This window comes from Ruegeria sp. CDSC054 (assembly GCF_059610645.1).
In genome coordinates this window covers 194,872-212,550 of sequence record NZ_JBXWOA010000007.1, presented here as the reverse complement: position 1 = coordinate 212,550, position 17,679 = coordinate 194,872, and the positions used below count along the sequence as shown (strand labels likewise).

Below are 17,679 nucleotides of genomic sequence, written 5' to 3'. Positions count from 1 at the left end.
GGTCGCTCAAGCTGGGCTACAATCAGGCCGAGGTGACCAAGGGCATGACACATCAGGTCATTTGCGCCGGGCAGACATCTGTGGACGAGAACGGCGCGCCCCAGCACCCAAATGATATGCGCGCGCAGATCGCCTTGGCCCTGGACAATCTGGAAGCCGTAATCAAAGGCGCCGGCATGGATCTAAGCAATGTCATTAAGTAGTCACCAATAAGGAGGGCCTATGTCCGCTATGCGGACTTAGTTGCCGTTCGCATTTTGCCTCTGCGAGACCCAGATACATAGGCCTCCAACTATCAAAGTGAATGTCATTAACACCCACATCGCAGAGAAGAACACCTCATTCCCGCTTTCCTGGAATGGCATTCCTTCCAAAAAAGTACAGGCCGTCTGACCATTCACCAGTAGGGAAACACTGAGTTGATACGTGAAAACGGTTTGCCAAACCCATATCGGCCAGAGTGGTAGAGTTCCTAGCAACACAACGCGCCTTTGAGTGGTGAAATATAAGCTAATCAACGCGATACAGTACAGCCCGGCTGAGACAGCCGCACCAGCCAATCGGTCCGCATCACCCTGAGTACACGTACCCGCAAATCTCGCAAGAATAGCGTTCAATCCGCCAAGGTAGAAGGCAAATATCGAAGACAGTTTCCAGAAATGTTTTATGCTTCACCTGCCAATGGTAGATATTGAATTGCCGCATTGGAGCCTGCGCTGATCGTTCGATCTTAGACGGTTGCAGGGGTTTATGTCACGCCCGCTTCGGGCTCACAGCAGACGTTCGATAGTCAACAATGAGGAGCACCGATGTCCGCTGAGCCGGGCAAACCTCTTGTTCACGAGGTGTTTTCTTATGTTCGAATTGAATAAAATGTACAAATCGAGATGTCGCTTCTTTCCCTTGCACACGTCGTCAAAGATCGTCTCTACTTTCTTTTACGACCTCAACAAAAGCGACCGCCGCAGGGGATGGCGTTGCGTGCGGATGCATCGCGAGACCAATCTTTCGTGTCCTGACTGAATTCAGCGGTTTGCTGACCCAGCCCTCTTTTCCGTTCGTTGGCGGCAAGGCCATCTCGGCCACCACCGAGACGCCTTGATTGCGTGCCACCATGGTCAAAGTACTTAGCATCTGCGATGTCCGATACCGAACATTTGGACTAAGACGGGACTGCGTGAACAAACGGCGAATGATCCGGGAAGAACCAGATTCCGGCATGATGAAAGGCATTTCGCAAAGCTCTTCCAATCGGATTGAAGATTGCCTGGCCAAAGTACTGTCAGCTGCAACCAAGGCGACAAACTGGTCCTGTGCCACAGGCCAGGTCCGGAAGCGTTCATCTGGTAACACGACAAAACCAAGATCAATGCGCCGGTCTTCGATCCAACGGATAATCTCATCGTCCGCAGCTTCTTCAATCAGCACTTCGATACCGGGATAGGCTGCGTGAAATGCCTCGAGAAGGCGCGGCAATATCTGCAATGATGATGTCGCACCAAAAGACCCGATGCGCAGTCTGCCGGTCTGCACTCCACGATACTCCGAGGCCTCCTGATGCATAGCATCGGCCAGCCCAAGAATTTCACGTGCGCGGGATAGAAGTCGTTCGCCCAACGGGGTCAGTTCGATTGGGGAGACGGTGCGATTAAAAAGCGTGATGCCAAGCTCATCCTCAAGACTCTTGAGGGCATGAGACACTGCGGGCTGACTTATCCCAAGTCGCAATGCAGCAGCCGTAAACCCGCGCGTTTCGGCAAGAGTGACAAAAATATCAAGCTGACCAAAAGTCATAAGTAAATACTCATTTGACTATAACATAGTATAACTGAAATTCGGCATGGGCAATCCGATGTTTTGGGTGTTTCCATGTCCCAAGCCCTGTCATATCCCATAGCGTCGCAGAGCGCTTTGCTTTACGTCCGGCTCTCAATGGTGGCCTTCCTGTGGGGCGGCACATTTGTTGCCGGCCGCGTAGTTTCGGGTGAAATGCCCCCTCTGGTCGCGGCAACTGCGCGGTTTGGCCTGGCGTCTCTGGTATTGCTTTATCTTGTCTCGAAAGCGGAAGGTGGTTTGCCCCGCCTCAACTGGCGGCAGAGTGTATTGATTGTGCTTCTGGGACTGTCCGGCGTCTGCCTTTACAACCTGTTCTTCTTTGCCGCTCTGGCTGAGATGCCAGCTTCGCGAACGGCACTGTTTGTTGCCTTCAATCCGATAGCCGTGGCTCTAGCCGGGGGGCTGATTACGCGACGGCTCCTACCGATTGCGCAAGTTGCCGGGATTTGTGTGGCACTAGCCGGGGCCGTGATCGTGATTAGCGGAGGGGACGTTGCCGGACTGATGACTGACGTCCGGCAGAGTTTTGGGCAGGGAGAACTGTTCATGCTGGCAGCGGTGGGTAGTTGGGTGGGCTATACGCTTCTTGGACGCAAAGCCTTAGGAAGCCTCTCGCCACTGGCGGCAACTACCTGGGCTGCACTAATTGGGTTTGTGTTTCTGGTATTGGGGTTGCCGCTCGCCGGTCCCGTGCAACTGTCGCATTTGCCCACGTTCACCTGCACTTTGGCCATCATCTATCTGGCCATTGGTGGAACAGTCGTGCCATTTGTTTGGTACTATCGGGGGGTACACTCGCTTGGACCTGAGCGTACGGCAGTATTCACCAATCTCGTCCCCGTCTTCGGGGTAGCCCTTGGGGCGGTTATCTTGCGCGAACCGGTTGAGGTTTCCATGCTGGTGGGCGGTGCGCTGGTGATCGCCGGAGTTTCACTCACCAACCGAGGATGACATTATATATGCCAAGAAACAGGCGGCAAGACAGTTTTTCGTAGATTGATTGCTGGCTGTCGCAGCGGACCTCAACGTGTTCAAACATCCGGGGCAATAACGGCAGATCGTTGCTTGGCCGAGGGCCGAAATCTCCCAAAGGGTAATTGGCAGAAGAAACGATCAGATTTGTGTCGCTTCAAAGGGCAGCTTAAATCCCGACGCTTCTCTATGACGAAAGCAATCCCGATAATTTGTTTGCTCCAAACTGCAAGAGCGATAGAAACTGCACTAAACTTTGCATTTCGTGACGCTGGGTTGGCGCGTGAACAGACAGTGTTGCCACAAGCCGATTGTGTTTATCCAGGACGGGGACAGCTATTGCGGTCATCCCGGGCATGAATTCCTCGTCGTCCGTTGAGTATCCTTTTTGGGCGATACCCAAGATTTCTGCGCGCAATGCTTCCGGGTCAGTTATTGTTTTTTGGGTGTTCGGGTTCAGCTTACGGGCGGAAAGAAACCCATCCAGCGTGTTTTGACGAAGCGTGGACAGGTACATCTTTCCGCTGGCAGTGCAATGAAACGGAACCTGAGTGCCAATCGGCAATTGAATCCTCAAGGGCCATTCCGTTTCCACCCGGTCCAGATAAATCATTCCTTCCCGATCCGGGATGGCGAGGTTGCAGGTTTCGCCAATTTCGTCGGCGACGCCCCGAAGGATCGCGAGACGAGCCGTTCGAATGTGCTCCGATGACACCGTATTTACTGAAAGCTCTCGCAACCGTGGTCCTGGTCCATACGATCGGCCATCGAGGTCTCGTTGAAGGAACCCTTCGGCCTCGGCCGTTTGAAGCAACCGATGGACCGTTGGTTTTGCCAGACCCAATGATTCAATCAGGTCTGACGGTTTGACTGCGACACCGCGCCTTGCAACCTCTTCAAGGAGAAGTAGCAAACGCAGGTTCGTCGGGATTTGGGTTTCTTTCTCTCGTGTATCTGCGTTTGCCATTCCGCTAAACTCTAGTTGTTTGGCAGAAGTATCAAGGCCAGATCAGGCACTAGAGAAACCAAAATCCATACAGAGAGCAGAGCCACAAGGTACGGAACGGTGTAGCGCAGCAGCCGGAAGTACGGCACACCTGTCACACCTGACGCAACATAGAGGTTCAGACCATATGGCGGCGTGATGAACCCAATCGAGGCACCCACAAGGAAAATCACCGAAAAATGGATCGGGTCGACCCCTACGGACGCAGCAATCGGTGCGAGGATCGGCGCAAGGATGATCGTCACCGGTAAGCTTTCCAGAACCATGCCTGAGAAAAAGACGATGACCATCGATGTGAACAGAACCGCGTAATACCCACCCATCGAGGTCACGAAATCTCCGATCGTTTGTTGTGCGCCAAGCAAAGACAAGATCTGTTGCATGACAACCGAGATCGCAATCAGAGGGGCCAGAATGCCGGTAATCTGGGCTGAGCGGATCACGATCGAGGGGATCTCAGGAATCGTGAAGCCTTCGACAACCAGCATTTCGGCAAAGCTTTTGTCTGTGGGAGATACATCATCCCGCGCGCCCATGATCCGGTTGATCGGATAGCTGACCAAGCCCGCGATGACACAGAAACCAACGGTGACCCCCGCCGCCTCAGTTGGTGAGAATTTGCCTGTATAGATGCCCCAAAGCACGAGACCAATGGCGAAAAAGCCGAGCCATGCACCAAATGCCGTTTTGAGAACCCGGTTCAGTTGCAGCGGGATCAGGTGCCCCCACCCGTTGATCCGACAGATGATCCAGCACGCAAATTGCATACCAAAGACCATAAGCGCGCCGGGTAGAATACCGGCCACGAACAACTCGGAAATGGGAAGGTTCATCAAGAACCCGTAGACGATGAAGATGATGGATGGAGGAATGATGATCCCAACCGTACCGCCCGCCGCCGCCGTGGCCGCGCTAAAGCGTTCGTCATAGCCGCCTTTGACCATCTCAGGGTGCAGCATTGAACCGATGGTTGCGGTCGTTGCAGAGTTCGACCCAGAAATCGCGGCAAACAATCCACATGCCCCAAGGGATGCCATAGCCAGCCCGCCGCGTATCCAGCCTAAACAGGAATAGGCAAAATCACTCAGCCGCCGCGCGATCCCCGACTTGTTGATTAGGTCCCCGGTCAGGATGAACAGCGGCATCGCCAACAGGGCGAAGCCTTTGTTGAACACGTTCAGCAGCTCTGCACCCATGTTGTCGAGTGTCAGGCCCAGAACGAATGAGCATCCGATCACCCAGTATCCGATGACAAGCAGTACCGGTACGCCCAACATGAACAGAAACGTCACGCCCAGCGAAATTAGTGTAACCAAAGTTCCGTCTGTCATCAGTCTGCCCCTATCACGGCCTGCTTGATCAGCGGCTCTCCGGTTTTCCAGTTGTGCAAGTCGTCAGCAAGGTTTTGAAACACTCGGCCAACCATCAGAAAGAAGGACACGGGCGCGGCCAACAGAAACCACCACTGCATGATGTTGTCTGTCCCAAGCACGATCTGGAAGTTCGAGGCTGACAGCGCCACGAGGCGTGTTGTGGTCACGATGACGATTACTGCAAAGATGAACCACAAAATGGCATCCAAAAACAAACACGCCAGTTGACCGCCGCGCGGCATCGCGGTGCGAAACTCGCTGAAGCTAAGGTGCGTGCGCAGGCGGACATTATAGGACGCACCAAACCAGGCCATTATCATGAACAAAAGCGGAGGAATGGTGGTGGACCAGGGTTCCTGATCGTTGAAGACAAAGCGGTCAATCACACCCCAGAAGATGATCAGCGCAATGGCAAGGTAGGAATAGACCATGATCGACCGTTCGAAGTGGCGTTCAACAAAGGGCACTTTGCGATAGATCAGCATTACAAGAAAACCGCCGAGCGCGGCGGCAACAGTGCCGACAACCCAGGCGGCGTCAGATTCCAATGCGGATTGGATTTCGAATGAATCGCGAGTGAGCAAGGCGCTGAATATTGCCCCGATATCTGCCCAAAATGACATGAACCCCGTCCTCCCAGTCGGTGTTTAGAGAAACCGGCCCACGAGGGGCCGGTTCGAAATGTTAGATCAGGCCGCGCCTTTCCACCAACGGCGGGGCTCGACGTTTTCTGGCAGTGTGTCTGCCGGAATTTCGCGCGCGATGTCGTAGATTTCCTGATAGGTGTCGATGCCACCTGCCCATTTGTTCAGTCGCTCACGCCACTGCGCCCATGGTTCAGGATTGAAGTTCGGCGCGCACATCTCTTCGGCCAGTTTGATCTGGTCGTCAGCCAGGAACGCCGCACGTACACCGTTTTCGGCAAAGATCGTGTTGGGCAGCTGCGGATCCGAGAAACCGACCGTGTTCAGTAGTGCAGCTTCGTTCGCACCCTGAATAAGGGCCTGCGTGAAATAGGACGATTCCATAACGGCGTCCTGCAGCTCTCCACCTAGTCCGTCGAACACCTTGGCTGACATCGACGTGTGTTCGGTTCCGCAGAAGAACTTGAGGTTCACAGATTGGGAAACGACCGGAGCCATGTTCGCGTATGCAACGGCTGATGCCCAGGTCTCCGCCCCGTCAATCAGGCCGGTTTTTAGGGCATCCAGGGTTTCTTCCCACGCCACCGGTACCGGATTCAGGTTCAGTAGCTGCATGGCGATCCGGCCAAGCTGTGTCCCAGTCACACGGTTCTTTGTCCCGAACAGTTCTTCCAGTTTGGTGACTGTAGGTTTGTCAGAGAAGGTCGAGCCCATTTGCAGGCCGCGCAGTTCACAATGGGTGAACAGGAACTTCAGCCCGTGGCGCTTTTCGAGGGGGTCTCGCAGAATGCGCTGGCTTTCGGGACTGTAGAAGAAATGATATTGGGCCGCCCTGCTGGGGAACATATAGGCATAGTCCAGCACGTTCAGATATGGCGCACCGCCCGCAGAGTTCTGGGTCGACGCCGCATAGATGTCGACGATTCCCTGCTGCGTCTTCTCAACACAACTCAGCTGTCCGCAGATCTGGTTGTCGCCAATGAACTCGATCCGAATCTCACCGTCAGTGCGTTCTTCCAGATCTCGGGCGAATTCGATGGCCCCTGCCCGTTCGATCAGCAGGTTGCGCGTATTGAAACCTGATGCACCGAATTTCAGCGTGTGCTTGGGTTCTTTCGAGAACCTTTTTTCATAAGTTGATTCTGCGGCTTGCGCCAAATTGGCCAAACTCATCGCGCCGCCAAATCCACCTGCCGCCAGCAGCGTTGAACTCATGCCATAGCGCCCGGCTACGCGGAAAAAATCCCGCCGTGAGACACCGCTTAGTTTCTTACCGATCTCCATTGCTTACCTCCCTGATCGCAACTATTGAGACGTTTTGTATCAAAAAATGCTAGTATAGTTCCGGCAATTTGCATAGTGTTTTTTTCAGTTACCTTGGGAGGAGACCATCATGGAGGTGGATTATGCAGTCGTCGGAGCAGGCTCTTCGGGCTGCGTCATTGCCAATCGGCTAAGCGCTGACCCCAGCACAACAGTGGCATTGTTGGAAGCTGGCGGACCTGACACAAACCCGTGGATTCACATACCGGTTGGATACTTCAAAACCATGCATAACCCCTCATTGGATTGGTGTTACCGCACTGAACCAGATCCAGGTTTGAATGGACGCTCGATTGATTGGCCGCGCGGAAAGGTCCTTGGCGGATCTTCCTCGTTGAACGGGCTTTTGTATGTTCGTGGTCAGAAAGAGGACTACGACCGCTGGCGTCAGATGGGTAACGTCGGCTGGGGTTGGGATGACGTCTTGCCTCTGTTCAAACGCAGCGAGGATCAAGAGCGCGGCGAAGACGCATTTCATGGTACAGGCGGCCCGCTGTCGGTGTCCAACATGCGCATTCAGCGACCGATCTGCGACGCCTGGGTAGCCGCCGCCCAAGAGGCGGGTTACCCGTTTAATCCTGACTACAACGGGGTCGATCAGGAAGGCGTTGGCTACTTTCAACTGACCACTCGGAATGGTCGTCGTTGCAGTGCGGCCGTTGCATACCTCAAACCGATCAGGAACAGGCCGAACCTGAACATCATCACCCGTGCATTGGTAACCAAGGTCGAACTGGACGGCAAAAAAGCAACCGGGCTTCTTTATCGCGACCGATCGGGTGAAGTGAAGTCGGTCAAAGTGCGCCGCGAAATCATCTTGTCCGGTGGTGCCATCAACTCACCTCAGATTTTGATGTTGTCAGGCATCGGAGACCCGGATCACTTGAAGGCCAACGGCATTGAACCCGTTCATTCGCTGCCCGGCGTCGGCAAAGGGCTGCAGGATCACTTGCAGGCACGCCTGGTCTTCAAATGCAACGAGCCAACGCTGAATGATGAAGTGCGCAGCCTGTTCAATCAGGCACGGATCGCGCTGAAATACGCGCTATTCCGGGCCGGACCTATGACAATGGCAGCCAGCCTGGCCACCGGATTTCTGAAAACCCGCCCCGAGGTTCAGACTCCTGACATTCAATTCCACGTTCAACCCTGGTCTGCCGACAGCCCCGGAGAGGGCGTGCACCCGTTTTCTGCCTTCACAATGTCCGTCTGTCAGCTGAGGCCGGAAAGCCGCGGAGAACTGCGTCTGGATGGCCCCGATCCGGCCAGTTACGTCAAGATCATTCCAAACTATTTGTCGACGGAAACTGATTGCAGAACGATCGTCGACGGCGTGAACATCGCGCGGGACATCGCCCGGCATAATCCACTGGCTTCTAAGATTTCAGAAGAGTTCCGGCCAACCTCTGATCTGTCCCGCGATGACTACAAAGGCACTTTGGATTGGGCGCGCTCGAATTCCGTCTCGATCTATCACCCGACAGGAACCTGCGCGATGGGTACCTCGGAAAGCTCTGTTGTGGACCCAAACCTGAAGGTCAAAGGAATCGAAAATCTGCGCGTTGCCGACTGTTCAATCATGCCGGAAATCGTCAGCGGCAATACCAATGCGCCAGCGATTATGATCGGAGAAAAAGCCAGTGAGTTGCTAAGCGCAAACAAGTGAGTTTTGGGCTTTTCGTATCATTTTGCCGGTCCGACATAGGTAAGTTCCGCAAGTTGGGACACGTCGCAGAAATTGGCCCAAACACGCACATTGATCGCGGTACAACGAAAGTCTGCTTTGAATCGTTTAGCTATACGGATCAAAAAGCGGCTTACTTGTTAGACAGAAATACAGAGATGACATTGAGAATGCCAAGGTCGGCCTTTTGACCAATATGGTTGGAAAGTTAGTCACGCTGTACTGCTCAAGATCGACGACAATGGGTAATGGCTGTCTGCAACCGGCTGAGACTTATTTCTTTGGGCCGCAACCGTAGGAAAAGAGCGCGGTTGGAATGTAACAGTTTTTGAAACAAAAGCTGGTGAAACCGAATTGCGGAATTTCGAGTTTCCTTAACAAGATCAGTATCTGAAATGAGTGAGTTATCGCTGAAGTCAGATTGCAAAATTGATATCGCACAAACTTTACGGTAGTGAAGACTACAATAATTGAATGAGGTCTGCAGGTGTCGGGAACCCATCCATCTCCGACTGGTCTCATAAAAAAATTTCCAACAGTCCGGACTATCGAGGGCTGAGGCTTCCGTAAACGTTGCACTTATTTTGACGACGATCCGCAAACATCGTTCAGCTTTGCTTTACTTGGTTTTTTGAAGCCCAGTACCCAACCAGCATCAGATTGAGTGCCGGAACCAATGGGACATTTGACCTTTGGATATGGCTCCGCTCTCACCGGTTTTTCGCCTCGTTGATAGGTCCGGAGGCAATAAGAAGTAGAGTATTGTCATGTCTGGCATGGTTCGTGTTCTCGGCCGCGTAGAGATACAAGCTCAAGGTGGTGAAAACCTACCAATTACCAGTATCCGCTCGAAAGAGCTGATCGCGGCCTTGGGGAACCGCCCGGGGCATCCGGTTGAGCGCCGTCAGGTGATGTCCTGGATTTGGCCGGACAAGGATCCAGACAAAGCACGGCGCGCGTTGAACACCGAGGTCTGGCGCCTGAAGAAAGTAGTGGAAACGGCAGGAACTGACCCTTCTGCGCTTATTGATTCAACACCTCGAACACTGACTTTGCGCAATGATGCCGGCTATATCGTTGATATCGACATGCTGGCCCAGGGCGGAAACACTGCGCTTGAGAGTCTTCTTGCAGGTGAAATCCAGATCGGGCGTTTTGCAGAAGGGGTGGAAGCTGAGTGGATAGAAGAGTTGCGCCACGAGACGCAGGCGCGGATTTTCAGGTTTCTGGAAAAGACGATCGAGGCCGCGTTGGAAACCAACCGACTGGCAGAGGCTCGATGGGTCGCTGAAAAGTTCCAGCGCGACAATCCCTATGACGAGGCCGCGACGCGCTGGCTGATGAAGATTGACATGATGACTGGCCAGAATGGCAACGCGATCCAGCATTTCAACATACTCAAAACCGTTCTGAGCGATGAGCTTGGTGTCGTCCCGTCGCCGGATACGGTAGCTTTGGCGCAAAAGCTTCAATCGGAAGATCTGCCGGCGCCCAGACCGGGTTTCAGGTTTGAGCCGGCAACTGATCCGCGCATCAGAGCGGCCTTGCGGCGCGTTGATGCGCTCCATGGGTTGGTGGGCGAGTTACGGCAAGAGTTGTCAGCGTTGACAGACGAGTTAGACCGCCTGGACGAGTGAAACTGCCCTGGCATACTTTCCAAACCTCTTTTGCTGCGAGATATCGACCCCCACTCACAAATTAAACAACGTCGTCTCGAAGTCGCCAGTGTTGAGGCGATGCAGGCCAGTCCCGAAAAGGCTGATCTACCTGCTCTGAATGCCTGTGCTAGCGGCCGTGTCCTTTTTTCCGCCCAGCTCCTTCGCTCCCACTGAGGTTTTTTCCCAAACCTCCTTTTGTGATCGTTCGCTTGATTGCGTCGTGATTGGCCTGTGATTGCGCCATGCAATGTCTGGAAAGAACGGCAAACGCTGCGCAAGAGAGCAAGGGTGATCAACATGTCCCGCGATGCACGAAACCGGTTTTGGAATGCACCGGCTGAAGACGATTTTGAAGACTTCTTTGACGAAGAGTTCGCGCCAGAGTTTATCGATGCTGATAGCGCGTTCCCGGAGGAAATGGAAAGCGACGCCGAGTGGGGCGCGATTTTCGACGCAGGCTTCTCGCCGGAAGATGTCGCGCGCGAGGCTTTTGCCGAGATTGCTGATGCCGACGACACCGAGGTCAACGAGTTTCTTTTTCAGATGACCGAAGGCATGAGCCCCGAAGAACTGGAGAGCTTTTGGCGGGGTCTGGCCCGGTTCGGGCGCAAGGCGCTCAAGGTTGCGGCACCAGTCGTACGCACCGTCGCCCCGGTGGTTGGCACAGCGATCGGCGGCCCGATCGGCGGTGCTGTTGGTGGATTGCTTGGTCAGGGCGTAGGCGCACTTGCCGGGCAGCTCGGATCGCGTGGGCGGTCCAGACGTGGGCGAAGACGGCCTTTGCGGCGTGGACGTTCGGTGATGACGCGCAGACCTGCGCGTGGTCGAGTCCGTCGCGCACGTCCTAGAAGACGCGGACGCCGCAGAGCAGGGTTGGCCTCGATTGGTCAGCAGGCAGGAGCCATTCTACGCAATCCACAGATTCAGTCGATTTTGGCGGGCCTCATTGGCGGGCGCTCGCGCGAAGTCGTAGGCCGTTCGGGCGAGACGATGTCTGGGCCCGTTGCAATCGCAGGGCTTATTGAAGGGTTGACCGAGGCGCTAAGCGAAGCAGAAGCCGCTGGAATCGACCTTGATGATTTTTCCGCAGATTTCGAAGCGGAGGATTTCGAAAGCGCTGCAGATGCATTTGCGCTTTTGGTGGAAATGATTGGAATTGACGAGGACGCCGGCGAGCGTGCCGGCCCCTGCCCCGAGACCGGTGAAGCCATTTGCCGGTGCAACACATGACCGCGCTTAACGAAATACTGCTGAAGGCGCTGACGAGTTCGGGTGAGATCGACCAGGCAGAAATTCTGGCGCATCTCACCGGGGCTGCTCAGGCAGAACAGCCTCACGAAACGCCTGCAGCTATTGATCTTGATGCTTGGCGCGAAGAGGCTGCCCGATCCGAGAAGGTGATCGAAAGCATGAGTGCACAGCTCGACATGCTGGCCTGTGCCTTAGGCGCGTGCCCGTCATGTTGGGGCGACAGCGAAGACTGCGAAGACTGTGGCGGGCAAGGTGCCGGAAGCCCCGGCACATTCCTACCCGACCCTGATTGTTTCAGGGCTTTGATTGTCCCGGTTCTCGAAGTGATGGTGGACCAAGGAAACCGTCGCCGCCGTCCCAGACGGCGTGCGAGGCGGCGTCCTTCGCCTCACGTCTCCGACAAGGTGGCGCATCCATTGACCATAGACGCCACGGTCATTCAACAGAAGGAAAGGTCTGACCCATGAGCTCATCAGGATTGATGGAACAGGACGATCTTTTGCGATTTGCGCTCGCTCAGAGCCAAGTCGCGGAGTTCGACGACGATGATGATGAAGATTTCGATGACGATGACGAAATGTTCGAGTTCGACGACGACGATGATGAAGATTTCGACGACGATGACGAAATGTTCGAGTTCGACGACGACGATGATGAAGACACCGACATGCTGGACATGGCTGATGACTTCGAAAGCGACGGCGAGGACTTTCCTGAACGCCGTCGCCGCCGTCGCCGCCGCCGTCGCTCCTTCCGTCGCCCGCGATTTCGCAGGTTCAGCCGCCGGCGTCGCATGGGCAAGGTCAAGGGGTCACGCTCGACCACAATGCGTGGGCGAAATGGCCGCCGCATGCGGGTGCGCTTTGGCAAGAGCTTTGCCACATCGGCAGAGGTCAATAAGCTGATCGCTTCTACCAACAAACGGTTTGCAGCCGCCATGAAGGAGCGAAAGGCGAACCACAACGCTCTGTCCAAGCGAATTGCATCGGCCACGAAGAACTTAGACGGCAAGGTTTCGTCGCTGCGCAAGTCGGTCAAGACACTTGAGCGGCAAGCCCAGACTTCCAGCCTCTTGGGGCTGTTAGGTGGTGCACCAAAGGCCGAAAAGATCAAGCTTTCGGGTGCAGCGGCAGGGACTCTTGCTGGTCAGGAGATTGATGCCGAGATCACGTTCAAGAAGCAGGACATCCTGCTGCCGATCCTGGCTTCTGGCGCGTTTGGCAAGTCAGGCGGCGGGGATGACACGCTGATGTACGCCCTTCTCTTGGGCCGGAACTAAGGGGGGGCGAACAAATGCGACAGAAAGCACTACTGAATATCGTAGCCACACGCGATCTGATCCCGGATCTAACGACCGAGGCATTTCTGGCCTCCCGTGATGGAGTGCTCGGTGTCATGGGGCTCCAGCGTATCGCAGAAAGCCACGCCGAAGTGACCAAAGCACGCGACACGGCCATTGGAGAGGCTTCCAAATGGTACAAGGCATTGGAGAATGGCGTGAGGCTGCTTGAGCAGATGCCCGGTGGCACAGCGGTCACGCCAGCTCAGGTAGATGCGCTTGTTCAGCGGCTCGCTGAAACAGTGGCGCTGGATCCCGATAAACGGCCTGACGGTGTTGGAGATCCAGACGACGACAATCCTCAAAACCCACCTGCTGGTGGCCCCGGAGATTTATCCAATCCCGATCCTGATTGATTATCAAATGCTTTCAGACAGGGCGGCGCTGTCGCCCTGTCTTTCTTTTACGCAGGAGGACCGGCCATGTGCGGGTGTCAGTTGATACGTCTGGAGGATGTTAAACCGGTTGCACGGCACAAGCCCCTGAAACCTGGTGACTTCGGCGGGCCTTTGAAATCGTCGCCGCCAGTGCCCAAACCGCTTCCAAAAGGTCGGTTTTTTAGCTCGGGAAAATTGCCCAGGCCGCGCGCGACAATCGAGGCCGTGGCCACCGCTTTTCGTGCGCGAGAGGCCTTCGCGCGGGTGATGCAGCTTTTTCGTCAGGACAAGATCGAAAACGATGATGTTGACCAGGTGGCCCGCGCCATTTTGGCGGTGCCCGAGATGAGCCGCGACGAGATTGCAAAGACTCTTGGTGTTTCGGTCGATCAGATCGAAGAACTAAGCGCGGGCCTGAAAGCCCACGAGACAGCACTTCATGACGCATTAAAGAGTTTGCGAGCGTCAGAGAATCAGTTGACGACGATTAAAGGGATAGGCCCGAAAATTGCCAAACGGCTTCAGGAACAAGGCGTCAAAGATTTGCGCCATCTCGCAGGCATGGACGATGCCGCTGTCGAGGCATTGGATCGGGATATCGATGCGCCCACTCAGGCCAAAAGTTGGCGCAACGAAGCGCAGCAGATCCTCGAGGAACCCTAGCCATGGACCCGGCGCTGCGTGAACTTCTGGGCAGCGGGCGGCGGCGCGACAGCGTCGAGGCGATCCTCCGCCTGCACCCTGGAGCCAAAGTGCCAGAGAAATGGGTCAGACCGGTGACACGGTTCGGCGACATTCTGACGGTTCGGCTCAGGCGCGGCGACATTTTCCAAGTTTGGTCGCACCCATCGGTAAAATCACTGAAAGCAGCGCGTGTCTTTGGGCAAAGTCGAGAGACACCTCCAACGCCTGAGGTGTTTTCGCGTACGCGCGCGCCCACCCGTCAGGCCCACCCGCGCCACCGTGGGCAAGGTGTTGTGCTTGGAGTGATCGATTGGGGGTTTGATATTGCTCATCCGGCCTTTCGAGACGCCGCAGGTCAAAGTCGGGTACTGGCATTGTGGGATCAACGTGAACCGTCGCGCGGCGTGCAGCCAAAGCCATACGGATACGGTCGCGTCATTACCCGGCGAGAGATCGACCGAGCACTTACAACGTCTCGGCCCTATGAACGCCTTGACTACCATCCCGGTGACGCGGATCGGGGGCGGGGCGCGCATGGAACGCACGTTGCGGATATTGCTGGTGGTTCGCCGCGTTCAGACGGTGAAGGCGGATTGGCCCCAGAGGCTGATCTGGTGTTCGTACATCTCTCGGCGGCGCGTCTGGGCGGGCTTTCAGATCTTGGAAATTCTGCGCGGATCATCGAAGCGGTGGATTTCATTCGTCGTTTGAGCCGGGGGAGAGGTTGCGTCATTAACATGAGCCTCGGTCGACAGGGAGGAGCAAAGAACGGCACCAGCTTGGTGGAACGCGCACTTGATGCCTTTGTTACTGAGCGGGACGATGCAGTTATTGTGCAATCGGCAGGCAATTACTTCCTGGCCAATTGCCATGCCGCAGGAGTGCTGCCTCCGGGTCATATGCGCCGGATCGGGTGGGATATTTCCCGTCACGACCCAACCGACAATGAGATGGAGATTTTTTATTCGGCGCGCGACCGGATGCGTGTAAGTCTGCGGCCGCCAGGACAAGAGACGATTACGGTCCCCTTGGGTGACACACGCAGCCTTCGCGATGTATTTGGGCGCGAAATTGCGCGGGTTTATCATCGCGCGCTTGAGCCGAACTCGGGTGATCATCACTGCGATATTTTTGTCTACGCGAATGCACCCGGCGGGCGCTGGACAGTGGAAATCAGCGCGGATGTCGTAACCGACGGGCGCTATGATGTTTGGATCGAGCGGGACGGCTCTGGCCCGCGCCGTCAGTCCCGATTGGCCCCCGGCGAGGCCGATCAGACCTGCACCATCGGGTCGATCGCTTCGGGCTACCACTCAATCGTAGTCGGCGCCGCGCAGCAAGGCCGGGTGGGCGCTCGGCCTGCGCGTTTTGCCTCGGCTGGTCCCACCCGCGATGGCCGGACAAAGCCGGACGTTGTGGCACCTGGTGTGGCGGTGCGGGCCGCCCGCAATACACCGCTTGGCGAATCCCACCCGCGACCACGTCATACCCATATGTCTGGCGCAAGCCAGGCTGCCCCGTTTGTCGCGGGTCTTTTGGCAGCCTGTTTATCGGCTGCTGGCCCGGGGCAAGGCATTCACGATTTACGCAGAATGATCATTGGTACCGCCCGCCCGCAAGCGGCGCACAAGCTGGTTGACCGTCTGCGTCTGGGTGCGGGTCTGGTCGATCCGCAAACCGCGCTTCGTGTTGCTGAGCACAGTTCCTCACACCCCATAAGAGACAGAGGATTGGTACGATGAAATATGACAGAAGTTCATTCGGACATCGCAGACGCACCTATCGGCGCGGACGAATGGGAACTGCTGAGGCCGGTGGCCATGCTCATCATGGGGGGCACTCCATGACCTTTTGGGTTGATCCCAATCTTATGCGAGACAGGCCAGCGGAAGTGCGTGGATTTGAAGAATCCGGGCCACGCCAATTTACCCATTCGCGATTCAGAAACGATAGCTTTCTGACCCAGGTCCTGAATGGTCGACGTACCATGCGACGTGGGGCACGAGGCGCGTCTGTGCGCAAGGTACAGCAAGCGCTGATCGATCTTGGTTTCCAACTTAGGTTCGGCGCAGATGGTGATTTCGGGCGCGAAACAGATCGAACTGTCCGGGCTTTCCAGACAAATGTCAGAGCGCACAATTCCAGCTTCCTTGTCGATGGAATCGTGGGCGAGAATACCATTGCGGCCCTTGATGCGGCAATCAATCGCTTGCGGTTGCGAAAGGATGTCACTGCGCTGACCGCGACGGAGCAGGCCGCACTTGCTGGAGCGCTTCAGGCGCTGAATGCTGCGGATGAACGCAGGCAGTTCGTCGTTGACCATGCAAGGAGGGCTATCCATGGAAACGCAGGGTTCCTGCCCTGGCACAGGCAGTTCATCCTGAATTTTGAAAGCCGTCTGCGCCGCCATGATGACCGCGTGTCGCTGCCTTACTGGAACTGGTTCACTGACCCCGGGCAACGCGGAGGTGTGCGTATGTGGAACCGCGCGATGGAGCGCATATTGGGTGGCGATGGAGATCGGACCAGACCGGGGAATCGCCGCATCGGCTTTCCTGTCGTGTCAGGACCAATTGGGAGTGGATGGTCAAGCTTCACCGCGACTGGATCAGTCGATGAACCTTTTCTGCGAAGGGTATTTGGGGAACATCGCGGACGACCAAGCGGAGGCGTAACCCGCACCCGTGTGATGCGGGAAAGAGTGTACGACGTGACGCCATTCGACTCGAGCGACCGACGCGGCTTTCGGCATGTTCTTGAATTTGGCCCGCATGGTGCCGGGCATATGTGGACCGGTGGGCAAATGGCCGATATCACACTGTCGCCAAATGACCCGGCATTCTTCTTCCATCACTGCATGGTGGACAAAGTCTGGGCGGACTGGCAGGCAGGGAAACCGGCGGCTGCGGGCTATTTGCCCAATACTCCTGTGGGTTCGGTGCCGGGGCGGAACACTTCTATGGAGGTGTTTGAAACCAATCGGCCAAGCCCTGGCAGCGTGACGCCTGCAGCGACACTGGATCTCACCAACCAAAGCGATAATCTGGGAAATACAGGGCTCATGGTTCGGTACGTGTGAAAGCAGCATTGAGTTCTTGGATTATGTATTGGAGGCGAATGGCAACCCGCTATGCCCGGTGCACCAAAACCTTCTTTTCTGCTATCGCTCTCGCGGCAACCGTCATCTATTGGGCATGAATATTGACTGTAGTACGTCGAATGTGTCTTGAGTTCAGGATGCTGCACCGTGGGCCAACGTTCGACATGGAAACAAAAGAATGGGTCCAAGCATCCAGTTGAAACCTGCCGCCTGTTCGGACACGCCCCACAGCTATGTGAAGACCGCTTATTCGTCAGCGTGGGGATGCAGAGTGCCTTTACCGCTTTAAAATCAAGCCGGAAAACGATGCGGTGCGATTTAGCTTTTTTGATTTCGTTGCATATTCAGTGACCGATGAAATGTTTGCTCAACATTGCGATCATGAAGATTCTGAGGGTGATTGGCTTCAAATCTTTTCGAAGTCGTTCTTCA

General features: G+C 55.6%; 16 protein-coding genes and 1 pseudogene. 12 read left to right on the top strand and 5 right to left on the bottom strand.

All coding sequences use genetic code 11. From position 1 onward, the window contains the following. A partial coding sequence (locus AC2FGC_RS15355) for a RidA family protein (RefSeq protein WP_496782769.1) occupies positions 1–203 on the top strand: 203 nt, incomplete at its 5' end. A gap of 712 nt (positions 204–915) precedes the next feature. Here AC2FGC_RS15355 and AC2FGC_RS15350 read toward each other — a convergent pair. Continuing rightward, positions 916–1,794, bottom strand: a complete 879-nt coding sequence (locus AC2FGC_RS15350; RefSeq protein WP_496725943.1) for a LysR family transcriptional regulator — start codon at positions 1,792–1,794, stop codon at positions 916–918. 75 nt (positions 1,795–1,869) lie between these two features. Here AC2FGC_RS15350 and AC2FGC_RS15345 point away from each other — a divergent pair, with 75 nt between their 5' ends. Continuing rightward, positions 1,870–2,787: a DMT family transporter gene (locus tag AC2FGC_RS15345; RefSeq protein ID WP_496782766.1), complete on the top strand. Its 918-nt coding sequence runs from the start codon at positions 1,870–1,872 to the stop codon at positions 2,785–2,787. 208 nt (positions 2,788–2,995) lie between these two features. Here the strand turns inward: AC2FGC_RS15345 and AC2FGC_RS15340 are convergent, their stop codons facing one another. From AC2FGC_RS15340 to AC2FGC_RS15325, 4 genes are all read right to left on the bottom strand, one after another. Continuing rightward, a complete protein-coding gene (locus AC2FGC_RS15340; protein ID WP_496725941.1) occupies positions 2,996–3,775 on the bottom strand; it encodes an IclR family transcriptional regulator in 780 nt (259 codons plus the stop codon). Positions 3,776–3,786: 11 nt separating this feature from the next. After that, entirely contained in the window at positions 3,787–5,145 is a 1,359-nt protein-coding gene (locus tag AC2FGC_RS15335; RefSeq protein WP_496725940.1) for a TRAP transporter large permease, read from the bottom strand. Beyond that, positions 5,145–5,810, bottom strand: a complete 666-nt coding sequence (locus AC2FGC_RS15330; protein WP_496725939.1) for a TRAP transporter small permease — start codon at positions 5,808–5,810, stop codon at positions 5,145–5,147. Before AC2FGC_RS15330 ends, AC2FGC_RS15335 begins: the two co-directional genes overlap by 1 nt. A gap of 66 nt (positions 5,811–5,876) precedes the next feature. After that, positions 5,877–7,115, bottom strand: coding sequence for a TRAP transporter substrate-binding protein (locus tag AC2FGC_RS15325; RefSeq protein WP_496725938.1), 1,239 nt, complete (start codon positions 7,113–7,115; stop codon positions 5,877–5,879). Positions 7,116–7,224: 109 nt separating this feature from the next. Between AC2FGC_RS15325 and AC2FGC_RS15320 the strand changes: the two genes are divergently transcribed. The 10 genes and pseudogenes from AC2FGC_RS15320 to AC2FGC_RS15275 all read left to right on the top strand — a co-directional run. After that, positions 7,225–8,820: a GMC family oxidoreductase gene (locus tag AC2FGC_RS15320; RefSeq protein ID WP_496725937.1), complete on the top strand. Its 1,596-nt coding sequence runs from the start codon at positions 7,225–7,227 to the stop codon at positions 8,818–8,820. 785 nt (positions 8,821–9,605) lie between these two features. Continuing rightward, entirely contained in the window at positions 9,606–10,475 is an 870-nt protein-coding gene (locus AC2FGC_RS15315) for an AfsR/SARP family transcriptional regulator (RefSeq protein ID WP_496725936.1), read from the top strand. A gap of 318 nt (positions 10,476–10,793) precedes the next feature. Next, on the top strand, positions 10,794–11,726 hold the full coding sequence (locus AC2FGC_RS15310) for a hypothetical protein (protein WP_496725935.1): 933 nt from the start codon (positions 10,794–10,796) through the stop codon (positions 11,724–11,726). Continuing rightward, on the top strand, positions 11,723–12,214 hold the full coding sequence (locus AC2FGC_RS15305) for a hypothetical protein (RefSeq protein ID WP_496725934.1): 492 nt from the start codon (positions 11,723–11,725) through the stop codon (positions 12,212–12,214). The genes AC2FGC_RS15310 and AC2FGC_RS15305 overlap by 4 nt, the downstream gene beginning before the upstream one ends. Beyond that, the gene (locus AC2FGC_RS15300) at positions 12,211–13,026 is read left to right on the top strand and encodes a hypothetical protein (RefSeq protein WP_496782764.1); all 816 of its coding nucleotides are present in this window, start codon (positions 12,211–12,213) and stop codon (positions 13,024–13,026) included. The genes AC2FGC_RS15305 and AC2FGC_RS15300 overlap by 4 nt, the downstream gene beginning before the upstream one ends. Positions 13,027–13,040: 14 nt before the next feature. Continuing rightward, a complete protein-coding gene (locus AC2FGC_RS15295; RefSeq protein ID WP_496782760.1) occupies positions 13,041–13,442 on the top strand; it encodes a hypothetical protein in 402 nt (133 codons plus the stop codon). Positions 13,443–13,658: 216 nt separating this feature from the next. Beyond that, complete coding sequence (locus AC2FGC_RS15290) at positions 13,659–14,126, top strand: helix-hairpin-helix domain-containing protein (RefSeq protein ID WP_496782758.1); 468 nt, start codon at positions 13,659–13,661, stop codon at positions 14,124–14,126. Positions 14,127–14,128: 2 nt separating this feature from the next. Continuing rightward, positions 14,129–15,889, top strand: a complete 1,761-nt coding sequence (locus AC2FGC_RS15285) for a S8 family serine peptidase (RefSeq protein ID WP_496725930.1) — start codon at positions 14,129–14,131, stop codon at positions 15,887–15,889. Between the two features lie 101 nt (positions 15,890–15,990). After that, positions 15,991–17,226 (top strand): tyrosinase family protein, encoded by a 1,236-nt coding sequence (locus AC2FGC_RS15280; RefSeq protein WP_496725929.1) that lies wholly within the window; start codon positions 15,991–15,993, stop codon positions 17,224–17,226. Positions 17,227–17,255: 29 nt separating this feature from the next. Next, a pseudogene (locus AC2FGC_RS15275) lies at positions 17,256–17,345 on the top strand (IS5/IS1182 family transposase); the annotation flags it as partial. Positions 17,346–17,679: the final 334 nt, after the last annotated feature.

Bases quoted from the DNA above. Each gene is read 5' to 3' on its own strand.
- AC2FGC_RS15305 (WP_496725934.1), top strand. From the start codon at position 11,723: ATGACCGCGCTTAACGAAATACTGCTGAAGGCGCTGACGAGTTCGGGT.
- AC2FGC_RS15300 (WP_496782764.1), top strand. From the start codon at position 12,211: ATGAGCTCATCAGGATTGATGGAACAGGACGATCTTTTGCGATTTGCG.
- AC2FGC_RS15330 (WP_496725939.1), bottom strand. From the start codon at position 5,810: ATGTCATTTTGGGCAGATATCGGGGCAATATTCAGCGCCTTGCTCACT.
- AC2FGC_RS15285 (WP_496725930.1), top strand. From the start codon at position 14,129: ATGGACCCGGCGCTGCGTGAACTTCTGGGCAGCGGGCGGCGGCGCGAC.
- AC2FGC_RS15320 (WP_496725937.1), top strand. From the start codon at position 7,225: ATGGAGGTGGATTATGCAGTCGTCGGAGCAGGCTCTTCGGGCTGCGTC.
- AC2FGC_RS15340 (WP_496725941.1), bottom strand. From the start codon at position 3,775: ATGGCAAACGCAGATACACGAGAGAAAGAAACCCAAATCCCGACGAAC.
- AC2FGC_RS15295 (WP_496782760.1), top strand. From the start codon at position 13,041: ATGCGACAGAAAGCACTACTGAATATCGTAGCCACACGCGATCTGATC.
- AC2FGC_RS15310 (WP_496725935.1), top strand. From the start codon at position 10,794: ATGTCCCGCGATGCACGAAACCGGTTTTGGAATGCACCGGCTGAAGAC.
- AC2FGC_RS15280 (WP_496725929.1), top strand. From the start codon at position 15,991: ATGACCTTTTGGGTTGATCCCAATCTTATGCGAGACAGGCCAGCGGAA.
- AC2FGC_RS15315 (WP_496725936.1), top strand. From the start codon at position 9,606: ATGTCTGGCATGGTTCGTGTTCTCGGCCGCGTAGAGATACAAGCTCAA.
- AC2FGC_RS15350 (WP_496725943.1), bottom strand. From the start codon at position 1,794: ATGACTTTTGGTCAGCTTGATATTTTTGTCACTCTTGCCGAAACGCGC.
- AC2FGC_RS15325 (WP_496725938.1), bottom strand. From the start codon at position 7,115: ATGGAGATCGGTAAGAAACTAAGCGGTGTCTCACGGCGGGATTTTTTC.
- AC2FGC_RS15335 (WP_496725940.1), bottom strand. From the start codon at position 5,145: ATGACAGACGGAACTTTGGTTACACTAATTTCGCTGGGCGTGACGTTT.
- AC2FGC_RS15345 (WP_496782766.1), top strand. From the start codon at position 1,870: ATGTCCCAAGCCCTGTCATATCCCATAGCGTCGCAGAGCGCTTTGCTT.